This is a genomic window from Lachnoanaerobaculum orale (genome assembly GCF_003862485.1).
Lineage (GTDB): Bacteria > Bacillota > Clostridia > Lachnospirales > Lachnospiraceae > Lachnoanaerobaculum > Lachnoanaerobaculum orale.
On sequence record NZ_RRCM01000001.1, the window covers coordinates 1,082,328 to 1,103,657 of the forward strand.

General features: G+C 38.0%; 18 protein-coding genes and 1 riboswitch. Of the genes, 16 read left to right on the forward strand and 2 right to left on the reverse strand.

Going from position 1 to position 21,330, the window contains the following annotated elements; translation table 11 throughout:
- Positions 1-87: 87 nt before the first annotated feature.
- Positions 88-1,863 (reverse strand): IS1634 family transposase, encoded by a 1,776-nt coding sequence (locus EHW90_RS05320; RefSeq protein WP_124951406.1) that lies wholly within the window; start codon positions 1,861-1,863, stop codon positions 88-90.
- Positions 1,864-2,209: 346 nt separating this feature from the next.
- Positions 2,210-2,309: riboswitch (TPP riboswitch) on the forward strand.
- Between the two features lie 30 nt (positions 2,310-2,339).
- On the opposite strand from EHW90_RS05320, the gene EHW90_RS05325 reads away from it, so the two are divergent.
- From EHW90_RS05325 to EHW90_RS05385, 13 genes are all read left to right on the forward strand, one after another.
- Positions 2,340-2,645 (forward strand): thiamine-binding protein, encoded by a 306-nt coding sequence (locus tag EHW90_RS05325; protein ID WP_060931226.1) that lies wholly within the window; start codon positions 2,340-2,342, stop codon positions 2,643-2,645.
- Positions 2,635-3,384 (forward strand): ABC transporter permease, encoded by a 750-nt coding sequence (locus EHW90_RS05330; protein WP_124951806.1) that lies wholly within the window; start codon positions 2,635-2,637, stop codon positions 3,382-3,384. Before EHW90_RS05325 ends, EHW90_RS05330 begins: the two co-directional genes overlap by 11 nt.
- Positions 3,381-4,385, forward strand: coding sequence for an ABC transporter substrate-binding protein (locus EHW90_RS05335; RefSeq protein ID WP_124951808.1), 1,005 nt, complete (start codon positions 3,381-3,383; stop codon positions 4,383-4,385). Before EHW90_RS05330 ends, EHW90_RS05335 begins: the two co-directional genes overlap by 4 nt.
- Positions 4,366-5,121 carry an ABC transporter ATP-binding protein gene (locus tag EHW90_RS05340; protein ID WP_124951810.1) on the forward strand — a complete coding sequence of 252 codons (756 nt, stop codon included), beginning with the start codon at positions 4,366-4,368 and terminating at the stop codon, positions 5,119-5,121. Before EHW90_RS05335 ends, EHW90_RS05340 begins: the two co-directional genes overlap by 20 nt.
- Positions 5,122-5,258: 137 nt before the next feature.
- Positions 5,259-5,936, forward strand: a complete 678-nt coding sequence (gene ung, locus EHW90_RS05345) for a uracil-DNA glycosylase (RefSeq protein WP_124951812.1) — start codon at positions 5,259-5,261, stop codon at positions 5,934-5,936.
- A 17-nt stretch (positions 5,937-5,953) separates the two neighbouring features.
- Positions 5,954-6,787, forward strand: a complete 834-nt coding sequence (locus EHW90_RS05350) for an undecaprenyl-diphosphate phosphatase (RefSeq protein WP_124951814.1) — start codon at positions 5,954-5,956, stop codon at positions 6,785-6,787.
- A 116-nt stretch (positions 6,788-6,903) separates the two neighbouring features.
- The gene (locus tag EHW90_RS05355) at positions 6,904-8,619 is read left to right on the forward strand and encodes an ABC transporter ATP-binding protein (RefSeq protein ID WP_124951816.1); all 1,716 of its coding nucleotides are present in this window, start codon (positions 6,904-6,906) and stop codon (positions 8,617-8,619) included.
- 11 nt (positions 8,620-8,630) lie between these two features.
- Positions 8,631-10,361 (forward strand): ABC transporter ATP-binding protein, encoded by a 1,731-nt coding sequence (locus EHW90_RS05360; protein WP_124951818.1) that lies wholly within the window; start codon positions 8,631-8,633, stop codon positions 10,359-10,361.
- A 14-nt stretch (positions 10,362-10,375) separates the two neighbouring features.
- Complete coding sequence (locus tag EHW90_RS05365) at positions 10,376-12,241, forward strand: TIGR03960 family B12-binding radical SAM protein (protein ID WP_124951820.1); 1,866 nt, start codon at positions 10,376-10,378, stop codon at positions 12,239-12,241.
- On the forward strand, positions 12,231-12,950 hold the full coding sequence (locus tag EHW90_RS05370) for a TIGR03936 family radical SAM-associated protein (protein ID WP_243113972.1): 720 nt from the start codon (positions 12,231-12,233) through the stop codon (positions 12,948-12,950). Before EHW90_RS05365 ends, EHW90_RS05370 begins: the two co-directional genes overlap by 11 nt.
- Positions 12,925-13,953, forward strand: coding sequence for a ribonuclease E/G (locus tag EHW90_RS05375; protein WP_124951822.1), 1,029 nt, complete (start codon positions 12,925-12,927; stop codon positions 13,951-13,953). Before EHW90_RS05370 ends, EHW90_RS05375 begins: the two co-directional genes overlap by 26 nt.
- Before the next feature lie 87 nt (positions 13,954-14,040).
- Entirely contained in the window at positions 14,041-15,102 is a 1,062-nt protein-coding gene (locus tag EHW90_RS05380; protein ID WP_124951824.1) for an FAD:protein FMN transferase, read from the forward strand.
- An 83-nt stretch (positions 15,103-15,185) separates the two neighbouring features.
- A complete protein-coding gene (locus EHW90_RS05385) occupies positions 15,186-15,980 on the forward strand; it encodes an SseB family protein (protein WP_009445221.1) in 795 nt (264 codons plus the stop codon).
- Between the two features lie 67 nt (positions 15,981-16,047).
- Here the strand turns inward: EHW90_RS05385 and EHW90_RS05390 are convergent, their stop codons facing one another.
- Positions 16,048-17,409: a citrate/2-methylcitrate synthase gene (locus EHW90_RS05390; protein ID WP_124951826.1), complete on the reverse strand. Its 1,362-nt coding sequence runs from the start codon at positions 17,407-17,409 to the stop codon at positions 16,048-16,050.
- 224 nt (positions 17,410-17,633) lie between these two features.
- Between EHW90_RS05390 and EHW90_RS05395 the strand changes: the two genes are divergently transcribed.
- The 3 genes from EHW90_RS05395 (at position 17,634) to EHW90_RS05405 (ending at position 21,317) form a co-directional block, all read left to right on the forward strand.
- Entirely contained in the window at positions 17,634-18,743 is a 1,110-nt protein-coding gene (locus EHW90_RS05395; protein ID WP_124951828.1) for a substrate-binding domain-containing protein, read from the forward strand.
- Positions 18,744-18,810: 67 nt separating this feature from the next.
- The gene (locus EHW90_RS05400) at positions 18,811-20,319 is read left to right on the forward strand and encodes a sugar ABC transporter ATP-binding protein (protein WP_124951830.1); all 1,509 of its coding nucleotides are present in this window, start codon (positions 18,811-18,813) and stop codon (positions 20,317-20,319) included.
- Between the two features lie 11 nt (positions 20,320-20,330).
- Positions 20,331-21,317 (forward strand): galactose/methyl galactoside ABC transporter permease MglC, encoded by a 987-nt coding sequence (locus EHW90_RS05405; RefSeq protein WP_124951832.1) that lies wholly within the window; start codon positions 20,331-20,333, stop codon positions 21,315-21,317.
- The last annotated feature ends 13 nt before the right edge of the window (positions 21,318-21,330 follow it).

Consider the following 21,330-nt stretch of genomic DNA (forward strand, 5'->3'; position numbering starts at 1 on the left):
AATCCTGTCTTTGACAGCTAAAAGGCCTGAAGCCCGTATATATCAAGGGTTTCAGACCTTTTTTAATTCGTAAAAGTGTAGCTAGAACTACCTACTTTTTTTGCTGTCTCGAAAGACTTTTTTCATACTCAAATCGGTTAAAATTTCATAATCGGTACGAAATCCGAATGCTTCATGAAGTGCATCTGTTATGGCCGTTCTTGTGTAAGCGGGCAGATATCCTAGCTTTTCTCCCGGACGATACATCATCATAGAGCGTAGTACGTTAATGATTTCATCGCATGTATATTGTTCTCCAAGTTTTTTCTCAAGTATCCTAAAGACTACTAATGAGGCAAAACAAGTTATGAAATGTGCCTTTATACGGTCCTCTCTTTGAAGATAAATAGGGCGTGCACTGAACTCGGTTTTCATGATTCTGAAGCATTCTTCGATTTCCCATCTCTTCTTGTTTATACGAACTATTTCTTCGGCACTTGTTGTCTCCAGATTAGTACAAACGGCGTAGAGACCGTCATATTTTTCTTCTTCAGCTATGAGGTTCGAATCTATATAAGGGATTTCTCTGTCACATACTTCTCCTGAAGATGTCATTGTTTCGGTAGCAATAAAACGGCGTGGATCATTTTGATTTTTTTGATTTCTTTTATATTCCCCTTTCTCAATAAGCTTATTGGCACGGTCAATCTGGCTTTGCCTGATTTTCTGATGATATTTTTTGTACTTTAAGGAGAATGATACGATAAGATGTTGCTCTAACGCTTTATCACCTTCTTTGACCTTTTTATCGGATAAGTCTTCTTTAATCCATCGTTCTTTATAAAAGACTTTATTATAGTCTGTCTGTTCATCAAGGTTATTTAGATTAAATAATCCTGTTTCACCTTGTAGTGACCAGCCTTCAGGGTCTAGGGCAAACTCCTTTAAGTATTTCGGTAGTTGTTTTATAGATTGTGTTGTTATAAAACTTCTTATTCTTTCGCCAAATAAAGTTTTGTCGTTAAACTTTCTATTGGCATTTGAAGAAAGACCTGCATCTGTACAGATAATAATACTATCAATACCATAATCATCGATTACCTTTTGTTCCAGAGGCTTTAGTGTCGGTTGCTCATTCTTATTTCCCGGGAAAATATCAAAAGCAAGAGGAATACCGTCATGATCCATAAACATTCCCATTCCTACGATAGGTAGTGGTTGATGTTGTTTTGATTTTCCATATTTTCTAAGTTCATCTTCCTGCTCGATTTCAAAGTAATAGTTTGTGCAATCATAGTAAAGAATGTCGTTCCTTCGTGGAAGTATTATTTGGCTATTTTTATAAAGTTCAGATTGAATGAAGTCGCTTTCTTTAGCTAAAACAGAAAGCGAACGATATATATCATGTAAATTAAAGGTAGGCTGCTCAATAAACATTTTTGAAGAACGGTTTGAGGCCAACTTAGAAGATGGATAAAGTATACGAGTAAAAATTAGTCGAGATAAAATATCGTTCAAGTCATATTCAAAGCTATATTTCTTTGAAATTTTAGAACAGATTTTATCCAGATTCAGTGAATAGTAAATACTCTGAAGAAATAGATATCCACAGTTAAACAAATGTTTTTCATCAGGTTTTAGGAGTTTTGAAGGAGAACATTTTATTAAAATCTCTTTTTGTTCCTCATATTCCTTACGATTAAGTTCGTCTACATATTCCTGAGCCCAAATATAAGGGTCTTTTCCATTAGCTCTAGTTTTAACCATATCAAGATTTCCAAGTTTTTCAATAGTAACTGTAGTAACAGAACCATTGGATTTACGTATAGATTTCTGAACATAGAATGTAGCAGAGTTTTTTGATTTACTTACAGTAAGCTTCATAGTATTCCACCTCCATGTTCATATTATACCATAAATAGCTACAAATAGCTACATAAAATAGATAATAAATTGACAAAAAAATAAGACTGAAATCCAGTCTTTATAAGGGTTTGAGGTTTATAAAGGGAATCGGTAGCTGTCAAACTCCCGGCTCGAACCCCCATTTACGGTTTTGGAGACCGTTGCTCTACCATTGAACTATTCCCCTCTGCAAGGTACTTTGATACTATATCAGTAAAGCTTTAATATGTCAACAATTATTTTTGATTTTTTCAAAAAAATTATTTTTGATTTTTTCAAAAAAAGTTTTTGTTGAAAAAAATTATATTAGTATTATAATCTAAGTAATATATCAAAGGGGTGCTTATACGGCTGAGAGAGGTTTTACCTTAACCCATAACCTGATCTAGGTAATGCTAGCGTAGGGAAGTAAAACAGACTGCCGTATAGCAGTCTGTTTTTTTGGAGGGATACATATGAATGCAAGCGTAGCGATACAGACACTACCGGAGGTTTATGACAATGATGAGATAGTCAGGATAGTGGACGAGGTAATAGCTTATATAAAGAGTACAGGATATAAGTATTATGTTGGTCCGTTTGAGACGACTATTGAGGGCGATTATGACGAGCTTATGGACATAGTAAAAGAATGTCAGCATATAGCGATAAGGGCAGGGGCACCTGCGGTAATGGCATATATCAAGGTAAGCTTCAAACCGGACGGAGATTTACTTACAATAGACAGAAAGGTAACAAAACACCATTTAGATGAAAAATAAAAAAGACAGTATATATCCGATTGCTTTCGGCATTGTATTTTTGGCGGTTTGGCAGATACTTTGTACATTGAAGGTGATACCGGCGTTTTTGATGCCGTCACCCATTCAGATAATAAAGGCATTGGTGGAAGATTTTCCGCTGCTGATGTACCATCTGGCCGTCACATTGGCGGAAAGCCTGATCGGACTTATAGCGGGCGTCTTGCTTGGGCTTATATTTGCACTTTTGATGGACAGATTTATAAAGGTATATAAGACCTTTTATCCTTTTGTTATCATTTCTCAGACTATACCGACAATAGCCATAGCACCGCTTTTGGTACTTTGGTTCGGATACGATTTGTTGCCGAAGGTTATACTTATAATACTTGTTACATTCTTTCCTATAACGATAGGGCTTTTGGAAAGCTTTAAGAGTGCAGATAAGGATGAGATAAATCTGCTTAAGTCGATGGGTGCAAGTGAGTTTGATATATATAAGTTTATCAAGTTGCCGTCTTCTATGGGGAAGTTTTTTGCGGCACTGAAGATTTCAGCTTCATACTCTGTGGTAGGAGGAGTGATATCTGAGTGGCTTGGCGGGTTTAGAGGACTCGGAGTGTATATGACCAGAGTCAGAAAGGCATATGCCTTTGACAAGATGTTTGCAGTAATTATTATTATTTCAATACTCAGTTTATTATTATTAAAGGCGGTGGATTTGTTACAAAAATTATCCATGCCGTGGGAGGAAAAATGAAAAAGACAGTTAAGAATTTATGTGTGGGTTTAAGTTTGTTTGCAATAGCTGTGGCAAGTATGGCTTGCACTGCTCAAAAGCAGTCGGATTCGGGAGAGAAAAAATTAAAATTGGTGCTTGACTGGACACCTAATACCAATCATACAGGCCTGTATGTGGCAATGGATAAGGGATATTATAAGGATGCAGGTATTGAGCTTGAGATAGTACAGCCGCCTGAAGACGGTGCGGAGGTTTTGGTTGCAAGCGGTAAAGCCGATTTCGGTATATCGTTTCAGGACACTTTGGCAGGTGCACTGTCAAAGGCCGAACCGCTTCCTATAAAGGCCGTTGCCGCAATAGCACAGCACAACACCTCGGGAATAATGTCAAGAAAGGGAGACGGCATCACCACACCTAAAGGACTTGAGGGTAAAAAGTATGCTACATGGGATCTTCCGATAGAAAAAGCAATTATAAAAAATGTGGTGGAAAAAGACGGAGGCGACTTTTCAAAGGTTGAGCTTGTGCCTTCTACAGTCACGGATGAGGTATCGGCACTTAGTACAAAGCAGATAGATGCTGTGTGGGTATACTACGGTTGGGCAGGTATTGCAGCCAATGTAAAGAATTTTGAATTTGACTATTTTGCATTTAAAGATATCAATCCGACATTTGACTATTACACTCCGGTAATAATTACAAATGACAATATGATAAAGAATGACAAAGATACCGTCAAGAAGTTTTTGGATGCGACTAAAAAGGGATATGAGTTTGCGGCAGGCAATCCTAAGGATGCGGCTGAAATCTTACTTAAATATGCACCGGAGATTGATAAAAAGCTTGCAAACGCATCACAGGAGTACTTATCCGCCTGCTATATTGATAAGGATGTTCCTTGGGGATATATCGACAGTGACAGATGGAAAAACTTCTATAGATGGCTGAATGAGAATAATCTGTTGGAAAGTCAGATAGATGAGGGAGCAGGACTTGATAATGAATTTATCACAAAATAGTGAGCCTATTTTAGAGGCTAAGGATATAGGCTTTGCATATGACAAAAGAAAGATAATTACGGGTGTAAATTTAAAATTGCATAAAAATGAGCTTGTATCATTGCTTGGAGTAAGCGGAAGCGGTAAAAGTACTCTTTTTAATATAATTGCAGGTCTTTTAAAACCCGATACAGGAAAAATAGTATATGAGGGAGCGGATATAACCGGAAAATCGGGTATTATAAGTTACTCGTTTCAAAAAGATCTTTTGCTTCCGTATTTAAAAATTGAGGAGAATGTGGCATTACCTCTTCTGATAAAAAAAGAAAAAAAGAGTACAGCCATAAAAAAAGCACAAGAGATGTTAAAAGAGTTTAGGCTTGATGCATATGCAAGTAATTATCCGAGGGAACTCTCAGGAGGTATGAGACAGAGGATTGCACTGCTTAGAACTTATCTTTTTTCAAAAGATTTGTCCTTACTTGACGAGCCTTTTTCAGCACTTGACGCCATTACAAAGGATGAGATGCATGAGTGGTATATGAATATGAGGAGAAGATACAATACTTCCACCATATTTATTACTCATGATGTGGATGAGGCTATACTTTTATCGGACAGGATTTATATATTAGGTAATACACCGTCAACTATAAAAGCTGAACTTAAAATAGAGGTAAATAACAGAAATAATGATTTCAAACTTAGTGAAAGTTTTTTGGAGTATAAAAAAGAGGTTTTAAGAAATCTCGAATAGACTTTCTTTCGATTTATTTACTACCTTGTATACCTTTATCGGCTATGCTAAAATAGACCATGTACTTTAGTATGTGGTCTGTTTTTTATGTGACAGTGCACATATTTTATATGATTTTACATGAACTGAGGATTCATATGAGTGAGTTGAGCGGAGAGTGGAAGGCTGTGCTTGAGCCTGAGTTTAAAAAGCCGTACTATAGAGATTTATACAATTTTGTAAAACAGGAGTATGCTACACATATCATATATCCGCCTGCAGATAAGCTGTTTGAGGCGTTGCATCTTACACCTCTGTCAGAAATCAAGGTGGTTATATTGGGACAGGACCCTTACCATAATGAAAATCAGGCTCATGGTCTGTCATTTTCGGTTCCCACCTCACAAAGAAAGATTCCTCCTTCACTTGTGAATATCTATAAAGAACTTCATGATGATGTGGGTACATATATACCCAACAACGGAAATCTTATAAAATGGGCAAAGCAAGGGGTTCTTATGTTGAATACAATACTTACAGTCAGAGCTCATGCGGCATTTTCACATCAGGGTAAGGGATGGGAGCAGTTTACAGATGCTATAATAAAGACAATAAATGAAACCGACAGGCCGATAGTCTTCATGCTGTGGGGCAGTGCCGCAATAGCAAAGAAAAAGATGCTTAATAATCCCAAGCACTTGATTTTGACTACGGTACATCCGAGTCCGCTCTCGGCATACAGAGGATTTTTCGGATGTAAGCACTTTTCAAAGGCAAATAAATTTTTGACGGATAATAATATCTCGCCGATTGACTGGCAGATAGAGAATATATAATCATAGAAAGGGATAGTATGAATATACTGGAGATACTGAAGGTTATAATTATTGGTATTGTAGAGGGTATTACGGAGTGGCTGCCTATAAGCTCCACAGGACATATGATTTTGGTGGACGAGCTGATAAAGCTGAATGCAAGTGAAGAGTTCAAATCAATGTTTATGGTTGTTATACAGCTGGGTGCCATTTTGGCGGTGGTAGTACTGTATTTTAGAAAGTTGAATCCTTTCAGCAGGGGTAAGAGTTTAAAGATGAGGTATCTTACCATTGAACTTTGGAAGAAGATAATAGTTGCCTGTTTACCTGCCGCAATGCTCGGCGTATTGATAGACGACTGGTTGGATGCGCATCTTTACAACGGATTTATAGTGGCGATGGCACTTATTGTATACGGTGTGCTGTTTATTCTTATAGAGAACTCAAATAAAAAGAGGGTGGACAGTATTACCAAGGTATATTCTATAGACTATCAGACGGCACTTTTTATCGGAGCGTTTCAGGTTCTTGCACTTATACCCGGAACTTCAAGATCGGGAGCGACTATTATAGGCGGTATGATTTTAGGTGCGTCAAGGTCTGTGGCGGCCGAGTTTTCATTCTTTTTGAGTATTCCTATAATGTTCGGTGCAAGCCTTTTAAAGCTTGTAAAGTTCGGGTTCCACTACAGTATGGCGGAGATTGTCTATCTGCTTTTAGGAATGATTGTCGCGTTCCTTGTATCTATTTTCTCCATAAGCTTTTTGCTAAGTTGGATAAAGAAAAACGATTTCAAGTTCTTCGGATACTACAGAATAGTACTCGGACTTATAGTACTCGTGTGGTATTTTGTATCTTCTTTGATGAAATAATTAAGGGCATATATTTATATATGAAGTTTTTCATTGTAAATATATGCCTTTTTTCTTTACAATAATGTAAAAAAGCATTATCATAAAGAAATTGTATGCAGTTTGATAGGAGGAATATGCTTAGATTAGCTCGTTATTTGAAGGAATATAAATTGGAGTCCGCTCTTGCGCCTTTGTTTAAGCTTTTGGAAGCGGCGTTTGAACTTTTGGTGCCGATAGTTATAGCAAGAATAATTGATGTAGGTATTGCAAATAAGGATTCGAACTACATTATAAAGATGGGTATATTGCTTGTAACCTTGGCGGTAATAGGACTTACCTCTGCGATTGTAGCGCAGTATTTCAGCGCAAAGGCTGCGACAGGATTCGGAACAAAGCTGAGAGATGATTTGTTTGCTCATATTTTGAGCTTTTCGCATGCAGAGATAGATGTGCTTGGAAGAGATACATTGGTAACCAGAGTTACAAATGATAGCGACCAGGTACAAAACGGTGTGAACAGATTTTTCAGACTTGTGCTCAGGTCGCCTTTTATAGTGGCAGGCGCATTTATAATGTCTTTTCATATAGACCCGAAGATGTCAATGATTGCACTTACCGTAATAATAATACTTGCAATAATAGTTGCGCTTATAATGTCAAAAAGCATAGGGCTTTACAGAAATGTGCAAAGAAAGCTTGACAGAGTACTTGGAAAAACAGGAGAGAACCTTACAGGTATCAGAGTTATTCGTGCTTTTTCAAAGGAAAACAGAGAGGTAGACGAGTACGATAAGGCAACAAAGGATCTGTATAACGATCAGGTTTCGGTAGGTAATATATCTGCACTTTTAAACCCGCTCACATATGTAGTGGTAAACTTAGGTATTGTGGCAATACTTAAGGCAGGTGCGGTGCAGGTAAATATCGGAAACCTTACCACAGGTCAGGTGGTGGCTTTAATCAACTATATGTCACAAATCTTGGTTGAACTTGTAAAGTTTGCAAATCTGATTATTCTTTTGTCAAAAGCAAGTGCCTGTGCAAAGAGAATAAATGAGATTTTTGATATTAAGTCTTCTATAACAGGCGGAAACAGTGAACTTGATTTGACAGGATATGACGGAGATATAATTACATTTGAAAATGTAGGATTTGCATATCCGAAGGCCAAGGAAGAAGCACTTTCAGACATTTCGCTTTCTATAAAAAAGGGTGAGACTGTAGGAATTATAGGCGGTACCGGTTCAGGTAAAAGTTCACTTATAAATCTTATACCCAGATTTTATGATATAAGCAGAGGCAGTATAAAACTTGCCGGTAAAGATATAAAAGAGTACAGCTTGGATTCTGTAAGAAAAAATGTTGCTTTGGTGGAACAAAAATCCAGGCTTTTTAGAGGAGATATCAGAGATAACCTGCTTTGGGGAGATGAAAATGCAAGCGATAGTGAACTTTTTGAAGCTGCCGATATCGCTCAGGCAACCGATGTTATAAATTCAAAAGAAAAAAGACTTGATTCCGAGGTCGCAATGTACGGCAATAATTTCTCAGGAGGTCAAAAACAAAGACTTTCTATTGCAAGAAGCTTAGTTAAAAAGGCAGGTATATTGATACTTGACGACTCGTCATCGGCACTTGATTACGCTACAGACTCAAGACTTAGAAAAGCGATAAGGCAGATAAAAGATATTACCACGATTATTGTAAGTCAGAGAATAGTTTCTATAAAGAATGCCGACAGAATAGTGGTACTTGATGACGGAAAAATAGTAGGAATAGGAACTCATGATGAGCTTTTGGAGAGCAGTCCTATATATAAAGAAATATATAGTTCACAGGTTATGTCTTAAGGAGGATTCAAATGAAGAATAATAAAAATACATTAAAAAGAATTTTGAATCTTTTAAGCCCGTACAAACTGAGAATGGTAGTCAGTCTTTTATTGGCGGTTGTTATTGTACTTACTACACTTTATTTGCCGATACTTACAGGTAGAGCCGTGGATACCATAGTTTCAAAGGGAAATGTTGATTTCATAAAACTTTCAAAAATAGTAATATTGATGATTATAATGATGGCTGTTACGGCAGTTTCACAGTGGTGTATGACCGCTATAAACAATGGTGTTGCCTATCATATGGTCAGAGATATAAGAAATCAGGCTTTTAAAAAGCTTATGAAGCTGCCTATATCATATGTTGATTCAAACAGCCATGGAGAGATCATAAATAAGATAATCAATGATGTGGATCAGTTTTCAGAAGGACTACTGATGGGATTTGCACAATTTTTTACCGGTGCGTTGACTATAGTACTTACTATTATAATACTGTTTACAATAAATGTGTATGTAACTTTGGTTGTACTGCTTGTCACACCGCTTGCAGTACTTGTGGCAGGCTTTATTGCAAAGAATACTTATAAGCATTTCAAGTCACAGTCCGAAAGAAGGGCGAGGATGACGGGAATAGTGGATGAAATGATTGCAGGATTAAGTACTGTAAAGAACTTCACTATGGAGAGCAGGGTAGAAGATAATTTCAAGGAATCAGATGAGGCGCTTAGAGTGGCAAGTCAAAATGCCATTTTTATTTCAGCCATAGCTTTTCCTGCTACCAGATTTGTAAATGCGCTTGTATATGCAGGTGTGGCTATTGCAGGAGCGCTGCTTTCCATAACGGGAAAGATGAGTGTAGGACAGCTGGCTTCAGTACTCAGTTATGCTACACAGTATACAAAGCCTTTTAATGAGATATCAGGTGTGGTGACTGAGCTTCAAAATTCATTTGCCTGTGCAGCAAGAGTATTTGCGCTGATAGATGAAAAAGAGATATTGCCTGACAAGGATTCCAATAATTTCTTGAAGGATGTGGACGGCAATGTGGAGATTTCACATGTTTACTTCTCATATGACAAGTCAAAGAAGCTTATTGAGGATCTTAACTTGGATGTAAAGGCGGGACAAAGAATTGCCATAGTAGGACCGACGGGAAGCGGAAAGTCAACTATTATAAATCTTTTGATGCGCTTTTATGATGTGGATAGCGGCAGTATAAAGATAGAGGGCAAGAATATATATGATGTGACAAGAAAATCCATCAGAGAGAACTTCGGTATGGTTTTACAGGAGACATGGTTAAAGAATGCCACAATCAGAGAAAATATAGCTTTCGGAAAGCCTGATGCAAGCTTTGAAGAGGTGGAAAAGGCCGCCAAGGAAGCATATGCCGACAGCTTTATAAAGAGATTGCCTGACGGCTATGATACTGTAGTCAGTGAGGGTGGAGAGAACCTTTCGGCAGGTCAAAGACAGCTTTTATGTATTGCCAGAATAATGCTTGCAATACCTCCGATGTTGATACTTGATGAAGCCACATCAAGTATTGATACTATGACTGAAGCCAGAATCAGCAAGGCATTTGATAAGATGATGGTTGGAAGAACAAGCTTTGTAGTGGCACACAGACTTTCTACAATAAGAAATGCGGATATGATACTGGTGCTTAAAGACGGACATATAATAGAACAGGGTAACCATAAGGAGCTTATGGATATGAAGGGCTTCTATTATGAACTTAACAATGCGGTTTAAAGAAAGAGGAATATATGAGAAAATTGGCACTAAGCGATGATATACTGCTTAGCGTTGACAAGCCGGCAAGATATATAGGCGGCGAGTTGAATTCAAGAGATAAAAATTTAGATGATGTGGATATAAGATTTGTGATGTGCTTTCCCGATGTATACGAGATCGGAATGAGCCATATCGGAATGCAGATTATATACGATATGTTAAACAGGAGAGAAGATACATTCTGTGAGAGACTTTTTTCACCTTGGGTGGACCTTGATAAAATACTAAGGGAGAAGAATATACCGCTTTTTTCACTGGAGAGTCAGGAAAATGTAAAGGATGCTGATTTTCTCGGAATCACATTGCAGTATGAGATGTGCTATACCAATATATTGCAAGTACTTGAACTTTCACATATACCGATGTATGCAAAGGATAGGGGTGAAGAGTATCCGATAGTGATAGGTGGAGGTCCGTGTGCTTATAATCCTGAGCCTTTGGCACCTTTCTTTGATATATTCTATATAGGGGAGGGAGAAGTGGTATATGATAAACTGCTTGACCTTTACAAGGAATGTAAGAAAAACAAGTTGTCAAAGCATGAGTTTTTATTGAAGGCGGCACAGATGGAGGGAATGTATATCCCCGAGTTTTATGATGTGACATATAAGCCTGACGGCACAATAGATAAATTTACACCGAAGTATGAGAATGTCCAAAGTGTTGTGCACAGAGTTGTTGTTCAAAATATGGATACCGTTTCATACCTGTCAAAACCTGTAGTACCTTTTATCAAGGTCACTCAAGACAGAGTGGTACTTGAGATAATGAGGGGTTGTATCAGAGGGTGCAGATTCTGTCAGGCGGGAAATGTATACAGACCTCAGAGAGAACATTCACTTGACTACCTTATAAACTATGCAAAGACAATGCTTGATATCACGGGGGCGGAAGAAATATCACTCAGCTCACTGAGCTCAAGTGATTACAGCAACCTAGGAAAACTTTTAGACTTTTTGCTTGAATATACCAAGGAGAGAGGTATAAATATTTCATTGCCTTCACTCAGAATAGATGCATTTTCACTTGATGTGATGAGTAAGGTACAGGATGTAAAGAAGAGTTCACTTACATTTGCACCTGAAGCAGGCACACAGAGGCTGCGAGATGTTATAAATAAGGGTATTACTGAAGAAGATATATTAAACGGGTCTATGGAAGCGTTTAAGGGAGGTTGGAATAAGGTAAAGCTTTATTTTATGCTTGGACTTCCTACAGAAACGGATGAAGATATAAAGGGAATACCTGAGCTTTGTGAGAAAATAGCAGAGAATTACTATTCAATACCGAAAGATCAAAGAATAGGTAAGGTTTCAATTACTGCAAGTTCATCATTTTTTGTACCTAAGCCTTTTACACCTTTCCAGTGGGCAAAGATGGAGACAAGAGATGAATACCTAAGAAGAGCGCACTTGGTCAAGGATACAATGAGAGAACAGCTCAATCAAAAAAGTATGAAATATCAGTACCACGATGCTGAGGTTACGTTGCTTGAGGGACTTATGGCAAGAGGTGACAGAAAGATTGCCGATGTTATAGTAAGTGCATATAAAAACGGCGCAATGTATGACTCGTGGTCCGATCAGTTCAGTATGGAATACTGGGACAAGGCGTATGAAGAAACAGGAATCGACCCTGACTTTTATACACTCAGAGAAAGAAGTATTGATGAAGTATTCCCTTGGGATTTTATAGACTCGGGAGTTACAAAAAACTTCCTTATCAGAGAGTGGAAAACGGCACATGAGGATAAGATTTCACCGAACTGCAGACAGCAGTGTTTGGGATGCGGTGCAAGAAAGTATAACGGAGGTGTTTGTCTTGAAAGTGCGAATTAAGTTTGAAAAGACGGATCAGATGCGTTTTATCGGACATCTTGATCTGATGAGATATTTTCAAAAGGCTATGAGAAGAGCGGATATTCCTATAAAGTATAGTGAGGGTTTTTCACCTCATCAAATAATGTCATTCGGAGCTCCTCTAAGTATGGGAGTGTCGGGGCTTGGCGAATATATGGATATCGAACTGAAAGACGGAAGTTATATCTCTTCAAAAGAGGCACTGGAAAGATTGAATGCCGTGATGTGTACAGGTATGAAGGTTAAAAAGTTCCTACAAATACCTGATGACTCAAAGCCTGCTATGGCACTTATGGACACTGCCGATTTTAAGGCGGAGTTTAAAGAGAGTGTATCACAGGATGAGATAAAGAAAGCCATAGACAAGTTACTTTCAAGAGAATCAATTTTACTTACAAAAATCTCAAAGAAGAAAAAGAAAAATGAGTACGGTAAGTTTGTTGAGGTTGAGACTACAAGCGTAACGGATATAAAGCCGTATATATATAAGCTTGAAGCTTTAGAAAACGGAGTATTCATGCATTTATCTCAGGGAAGTACCAACAATATAAAGCCTGCATTTGTGATGGATTTTTTGGCGGAGGAAGGTCTTGAAAATGCGAAGAGGAATGAATACTATCTGTACAGGCTTGATATGTATACAGATGAAGGGAAGGCCTTAGATGAGTACGGCTGTGAAATTATCTAAGCTTCTTATCATAAGATATAAGAATAAACTTTTTGCAATATCCTATGACGGCAATATTGCCAATGAGATAGAATATATTGAAAATAATTCCTTACTGGGCAGCATACATATAGGAAGAGTAAAAAAGATATCAAAGAATATAAATGCAGCATTTGTGGAGATTGAATACAATAAAGAGCGTCAGACGGTGTATTTTGATATGCCGGATGTAAAATATATTATATTTGCCGATGAAAAAGAGCATACAGCATTACATGAGGGCGACGATATTGTAATAAAGATTTCAAAGCTTCCTATAAAGAATAAGCTTGCAGGTGCTACAGCCAATATTTCAGATGTAAGTACAGAAGTGCTTGATGATATAAAGGCGCGAAAAAATTATATCAAATCACCGAGTATGCTTTATGCAGGGGAGTGCGACTATATTGAGATAATAAAAGACAGATTGAAATATACTACATTTGATATAGTCACCGACATTGAGGAAGTTTATGAGAAAATACTGAGTTTTTTAAAAGAAAATCATAACGAGCTTGCAGACAGAGTCAGACTTTATGAAGATCCGATGATTTCAATGAATAAGCTCTACTCTATAGATACATTGTTTGAGAGCGCACTTGATAAAAGAGTCTGGTTAAAGGACGGTGGGTATCTTTTTATAGAGCCCACCGAGGCACTGACAGTTATTGATGTAAACACCGGAAAGAATGTGCAAAAAAAGGATGCGGCGGCTGTCAAGTTGAAGACAAATCTTGAGGCTATAAAAGAGAGTGCAAGGCAGATGCGTCTAAGGAATATTTCAGGTATTATAGTCATTGACCTTATAAATACTTCAGATAAGTCTGAAGTGGACCTTTTGTACCACACTATGAAAGATTATTTAAAAGAGGACAGGCTCAATACCGTGGCAATAGATATAACGAAGCTTTGTCTTTTTGAGATAACCAGAAGAAAAAGAAAGCCGAGTCTGCTTGAGGTGATGAAAACAGAGTGGAGACTGTAGTTGACGAAATATACTTTCTGTAATATTATTTAAAAGTTGACGGTTATATTGACCTAACTAAATATATGAAAAGACCGGGAGATTATTTTGAAGAATTTTAATAAGAAGACTCTTGTAGCTGTACTTGCCATAGTGGTGATACTTGCAATTATAGCAATAGCGGGTAAAAACAGCAGTATGAAGTCTGTTGCCAATAACTTTGACTTATCACTTGATAAAAAAAGCGATGAACCTTTGACAGATACCACTTTTGCACTTGATACATTCATTACGGTGACTATATACCATGGCGGTGATGAAAATGTACTTAAAGATTCACTTGATTTTATAAGAAAGTATGAGATGGTTTTTTCAGCGGCCAATCCTGATGCGGAGCTTTATAAGCTCAATCACAGGGGTAAGGGTGTAATGAGTGTTAAAGCAAGTGAGGACCTTGCCTATCTAATAGATAAGGCATTATATTACAGTAAGGTATCAAACGGAGCTTTTGATATTACTACACAGCCGCTTAAAGAACTTTGGGATTTCAATACGGACGATCCGAAGCTTCCAAGCGATGAGAGCATAAAAGAAGCTTTGCCTAAGGTGGACTATACAAGAGTAAGTGTGGAGGGAGATACTATAAATTTTACCTCGGATGATACACAGATTGACCTTGGAGCTATTGCCAAGGGATATATTGCGGATAAGACCAAGGAATTTTTGAAGAGTAAGGGTGTGGACAGTGCCATAATAAATCTTGGCGGAAATGTACTTTGTATAGGTAAGAAACCTGACGGTCAAAACTTCACTATAGGACTTCAAAAGCCTTATGCCGACAGGAATGAGACTGTGGCGCTGCTTACAGTGGATGATGAATCTGTGGTATCTTCAGGAGTGTATGAGAGACATTTTGTGATAGACGGTAAAAACTATCACCATATCTTAAATCCTAAGACCGGATATCCTTATGACAACGGACTTGTAGAGGTAAGTATACTTACAAAGTCGTCTACAGATGCCGACGCACTTTCAACCACCTGTTTTTCACTGGGAGTGGAAGAAGGGGTAAAACTGTTAAATTCAATACCGGATACCTACGGATACTTTATTTTGTCGGACTACAGTATAGTGTATTCTGACGGAGCAAAGGAACAACTTGCCGAGTAGGTATTGTAAAGATATTGTAATTTGACTTTGATAAGCAAAAAGTATATATTAGTGTCAAGAAATATATTTTTTTGGAGATAAAAATGGACAGAAGAGAAGTACTTTCAAGTATACCTAAGGCAGTCAATCTTTATATGATTCATTCGGAGTTTACAAGATTGCCATATATTGAGTGTGACGATAAGACCTTTGATGATGTAGCATTCTTCTTTGATATAAAAGAAAATGCGGACAAGAAATCACAGGAGTTGCTTGAAAAAAAACAAAAGAATGTTGTGGTAGAGCTTACTCAGGAGGGAATACTCAGAGCGTTCACACATCTTGTTATAGCGGGAGTGAATGCAATCAAGTACAATTGTCAAGGTGAGGATTATATAATTCAGCTTGATGAGATTATAAAGATTTCAGATTTCAGTGAGCTTCCACCTGAGAAAAGACCTATAGAGAACAGAACATTGCAACTTACAATGCTTTATTTTGCTCAGGAAATCAGAGCAAATATTGACAATCCGAATACTCCTGTTATACATGATATGGAAGAGGAGATGATGGTCAATATCCTTAAGGCGAGATTTTTGGTTCCTGTAAGAGAGACTGAGGTTGACGGTAAGACTCAGATGCAGATGCTTATGATAAAGCTCGGTGAAGACGGCGGCAGTATGATACCTGTATTTACAGACAATATTGAGTTTGACAAGATGCCAAATGACGAAACTGTCAAAAAGACCATTATTGATGCAAAGAATCTTATAAACTTCCCGCTTACACCTGAGTGTGACGGATTCCTTATCAACCCTATGGGAGTGAGCCTGCCGCTTAATGCAGGTATAGTAAATAATTTAAAGAATATGGAAATAGCACCTGCAGATAAAGAATAATTCAGTTAAGGTGTTGTTTTAAGAAATTGCCCCATATAGCGATTTATATGCTATATGAGGCAATTTTTTATTTTCTGTCTTTCATCTCAACATATTCTTCATGCTCTTTTACAGCCATATATGCAGGTCTTATAATCTTGTCGGTATTTATAAGCTCTTCAATTCTGTGAGCGCTCCAACCCACTATCCTTGAGCAGGCAAATATAGGAGTATACAGTTCGGTAGGTAAGTCAAGCATACCGTAAACAAAGCCGCTGTAAAAATCAATATTTGCACTGACACCCTTGTAGATATGTCTTTCGGCTCCGATAACTTCAGGAGCAAGCCTCTCAACGGCACTGTAAAGTTTGAAATCATTGTCTCTGTGCTTTGCATGGGCAAGCTGTTTTACATACTGCTTGAAAATATTTGCACGAGGATCCGAGAGTGAGTATACGGCGTGACCCATACCGTAGATAAGTCCGGATTTGTCAAAGGCCTCTTTTCTAAGCAATTTTAAAAGATATGATTTTATTTCTTCTTCATCATTTATATCGCTGATATTCTTTTTCATATCCTTGAACATCTCCACAACCTTTATATTGGCTCCTCCGTGCTTAGGTCCCTTCAATGATCCAAGTGCGGCGGCGATAGCAGAGTAGGTGTCGGTACCTGATGAAGTTACTACATGAGTTGTGAAGGTGGAGTTGTTACCGCCTCCATGCTCCATATGCAAAACCATTGCCAGATCAAGTACTCTTGCCTCAAGATTTGTATACTTTCTGTCCTCTCTAAGCATCATAAGAATGTTTTCAGCGGTAGAAAGCTCATTTGAAGGTCGATGGATGTACATACTTTTATCTCTTATATAGTGATTGTATGCATGGTAGCCGTATACACACATCATAGGAAAAGTAGCTATAAGATTGATACACTGTCTGAGGACATTTGCAAGTGAAGTATCATCAGCCTTTGTATCGTAAGCATACAATGTAAGTACGGATCTTGAGAGAGTATTCATCATATCCTTGCTTGGGGCTTTCATTATTACATCCCTTGTAAAGTTCTTCGGCAATGTCCTTTGCTCGCCAAGTAGGGTCCTGAAAGCTTTTAACTGTGCTTCAGTTGGAAGACTTCCGAAAAGCATCAGATATGCCACTTCTTCGAATCCGAATCTTTCTTCTTTAAGAAAGCCGTCTGTAATCTCATGTATATCAATACCCTGATATCTAAGCTCGCCGTCACAAGGAATTTTTTCTCCGTTTACCTTTTTGAATGAAGTAATCTCGGAAATTCTTGTAAGGCCTGCTCTTACACCTTCTCCCTGCAGATTCCTAAGTCCTCTCTGTACATCGTATTCTTTGTACAAAGCTTGGTTGATGGACAGATTAGAGAGACATTTGGCTGTCAAGTCCTCTATTTCCTTTGTTATCTTTTGATTGTATACCATAGTTGCCTCCTTCTATATAAGTATACGATGATTTTTATTATCACCGTTTGTCTATAATTATACAACTTTTTTGCATATAATTAAATCCGAAATTATTAGGAATCATTTCTGAAATAGCAAAAAATTTAATAAAAACCGTAAAAAAAATCTATGTAAAATAATCGTAATCAATATTAAAATAAGCTTACAAATTAAACGAACCGAATATAAGGGAGGAAAAAACAATGAGATTGTTTAAAAAAGTATTAGCGGTATCAGTAGCATCTATGTGTGCTCTTTCATTAGCTGCATGTGGCGGAAGCAAGAGTGCCGAGACAACAGCGGCAGCAAGCAGTGAGTCAAAGGAAGAGACTAAAGCCGGCGAGAGCGTTTCAGAGGCTGTAGCTGCTACAGGTAAGGATGCAAAGGACATCAAAGTAGGCATTTCAATTTACAAGTTTGATGACAACTTTATGACACTTTATCGTAACGAGCTGGTTAGATATCTTACAGAAGACTGCGGTATTCCGAAAGATAATATAGTAGTTCAGGACGGTAAGAACGATCAGGCTGAGCAGACAAACCAGATCAACAACTTTATCGCAACAAAGGTTGACGTTATGATTCTTAACCTTGTACAGTCATCTTCAGCTCCTACAGTTACAGATCTTGCAAAAGAAGCAGGAATTCCTGTAGTTTATATCAACCGTGAGCCGGATGAGACAGAGGAGTCAAGATGGGCTTCAGACGGTATCAAGGCTACATATGTAGGTGCTGATGCTCGTCAGTCAGGAACATTCCAGGGTGAAGAAATCGCAGAACTTGACAACAAGGGTGACATCAACGGTGACGGAACAGTTAAGTACATCATGATCCAGGGTGACCCTGAGAACATTGACGCACAGTACAGAACAGAGTATTCAGTTAAGGCACTTACAGAGAAGAGCGGATTAAAGGCTGATGAGCTTCTTATCCAAAGAGGTGATTGGGATCAGGCTAAGGGACAGCAGATTGCACAGGACGCACTTACACAGTATGGAAAAGACATCGAAGTTATCTTCTGTAACAATGATGCAATGGCACTTGGTGCACTTCAGGCTATCAATGCGGCAGGCAGAAAAGTCGGCGAAGACATCTATATCGTAGGTGTTGATGCACTTGCAGAGGCTGTACAGAACGTATCTGAAGGCAAGATGACAGGTACAGTATTTAATGACTTTATCAGCCAGGCACAGGCGGCAGCAAAGGCGGCTATATCATTTACAAACGATGAGAAGGTTGACACAAAGATTCCTGTAGACTATGTAAAAGTTACAAAGGACAATGCGGCAGATATTTTAAAACTTGTAAAATAATAAATTAATTTATGTAAACATCTTTCGGGTGTGCGCCTGCACACCCGATTTTTGAAAGGAGCAAGGGATGTCAGAGTACAGATTGGAAATGAGAGGGGTCTCAAAAAGTTTCCCGGGTGTAAAAGCACTTGACAATATCCATCTTAATGTAAGACCGGGCAGCGTACATGCTCTTATGGGTGAAAACGGAGCAGGCAAATCCACACTTATGAAATGTCTGTTCGGAATATATACAATGGATACCGGAGAGGTCTATGTAGACGGCGAAAAAATGAATATACTAAATCCCGATGATGCACTTCATAAGGGACTTGCAATGGTTCATCAGGAGTTACAGCCTGTACCTGCAAGATCTATTGCTGAAAATATGTTTTTGGGAAGATATCCTACAATCAATTTCGGACCGCTTAAAGTAATAGACCATAAGAAGATGGAAAGTGAAGCCTCTAAATGGCTTAAAGAAGTAAAACTTAATGTAAATCCCAATGAATTACTTCAGACATTGTCTATTTCACAGATGCAGTCTGTAGAAATAGCAAAGGCTGTTTCAATGGGAGCAAAAATCATCATTTTGGATGAGCCGACATCATCACTTACAGAAAATGAGGTAAGTGGATTATTTAAGATAATAAGAGAATTAAGACAAAAAGGCGTATCTCTCATATATATTTCACATAAGATGGCGGAAATAAGAGAGATCGCAGATGATATAACTATCATGAGAGACGGTACCTATGTGGGAACATGGGAAGTAAAAGATATAAGTGACGGTGAAATCATAAAACAGATGGTAGGTAGAGAACTTTCAAATATCTATCCGCCGAAAAATGACGTAGAAAAAGGTGAAGTTATACTTAAGGTGGATAACCTTACAAGTATACATGAAAATATATTCAGAAACTGCTCATTTGAACTTAGAAGAGGTGAAATACTCGGATTCGGAGGGCTGGTAGGAGCAGGTAGAAGTGAACTTATGGAAGCCGTATTCGGACTCAGAAGTATTAAATCCGGAAAAGTATATATGAAGGGAAAGGAGCAGACCATTGCAAGGCCGAAAGATGCTATAAAGGACGGACTTGGAATGATTACAGAGGACAGAAGAGGTACCGGAATACTCGGTTGCCTTTCAATAGCCGATAATGTAGCTATTTCCTCACTCAATAACTATCTTATAGCAGGTATTGCTTTGGATGACGGTAAGATAAAGAAGGTAGTTGATGAGAATGTAAGCAAGCTCAGTATAAAGACTCCAAGCAATAAGACTCTTATACAGTCATTATCGGGAGGTAATCAGCAAAAGGTAATTATTGCAAGATGGCTTGCGAACAATCCGGATGTGCTTATAATGGATGAGCCTACAAGAGGTATTGATGTAGGTGCAAAATATGAAATATATCAGATAATGATAAATTTGGCAAAACAGGGAAAGGGCATCATAATGATTTCTTCCGAGATGCCTGAACTTATCGGAATGTCAGATAGAATAATTGTTATGTGCAATGGCGAAATCACAGGTGAGGTTTCAGAATCTGAAGCAACACAGGAAAATATCATGTCACTTGCAACAAAGTTTTAGGAGGAGTACTGATGAATACAAAATCTTTAGATATAAAGAAATTGTTGCTTGATAACGGTATAATAATAGTTCTGCTTTTACTTGTACTTTTCACGGGTATTATGAAGGACAATTTCTTTTCAGCAAATAACTTAAGAAATGTTTTGGTAAATGTGGCACCGAGAGTTATAATCGCATTTGGTGTATCTGCCTGTCTTATAACAAAGGGTACTGACCTTTCAGCAGGTCGTCTAGTAGGACTTTCAGCATGTATCGCAGGTACTCTTTTGCAGAACAAGGACTATGCAAACAAGATGTTCCCGAACCTTGGCGACATGAATATCTTTTTGGTACTTTTGATTTCAGTTGCAATATGTGCGGTATTCGGATTTATCAACGGTGTAGTTGTAGCACATCTTAATGTCCCTGCATTTATCGGAACTTTGGGAATGCAGCTTATAGTATACGGTGTATGCCTTGTTTATACAAAGGCCGAGCCTATCGGAGGATACAGAACAGCTTATACTACAGTTGCTACAGGTAATTTCCTTAAAATACCTTATCTTTTCATCTATGCACTTATAATAGGATTTATTATGTGGTTTGTATTTAACAAGACCAGACATGGTAAGTATATGTATGCAATCGGTGGAAACGAAGCTGCAGCGGAGGTTTCAGGCGTTAATGTTAAGAAGACAAAGATTATCATCTACACATCTGCAGCGGTACTCTATGCAGTGGCAGGCTTTTTACTTGGTGCAAAATCAGGCGGTTCATCTGTAAACATGGGTGCTTCATACGAACTTGAGGCAATCGCGGCTTGTACTATCGGCGGTGTATCCGTAAACGGCGGTATCGGTAGAATATCAGGTTGTGTAATCGGTGTTTTGGTGTTCGAGCTTTTGAAATCATCAATGCAATTCCTCGGCATCAAGCCTGACTTCCAGTTCATAGTACAGGGTATTATCATAGTTGTGGCTATCGCACTTGATATCAGAAAATATATACAGAAGAAGTAATTGATTAAATATA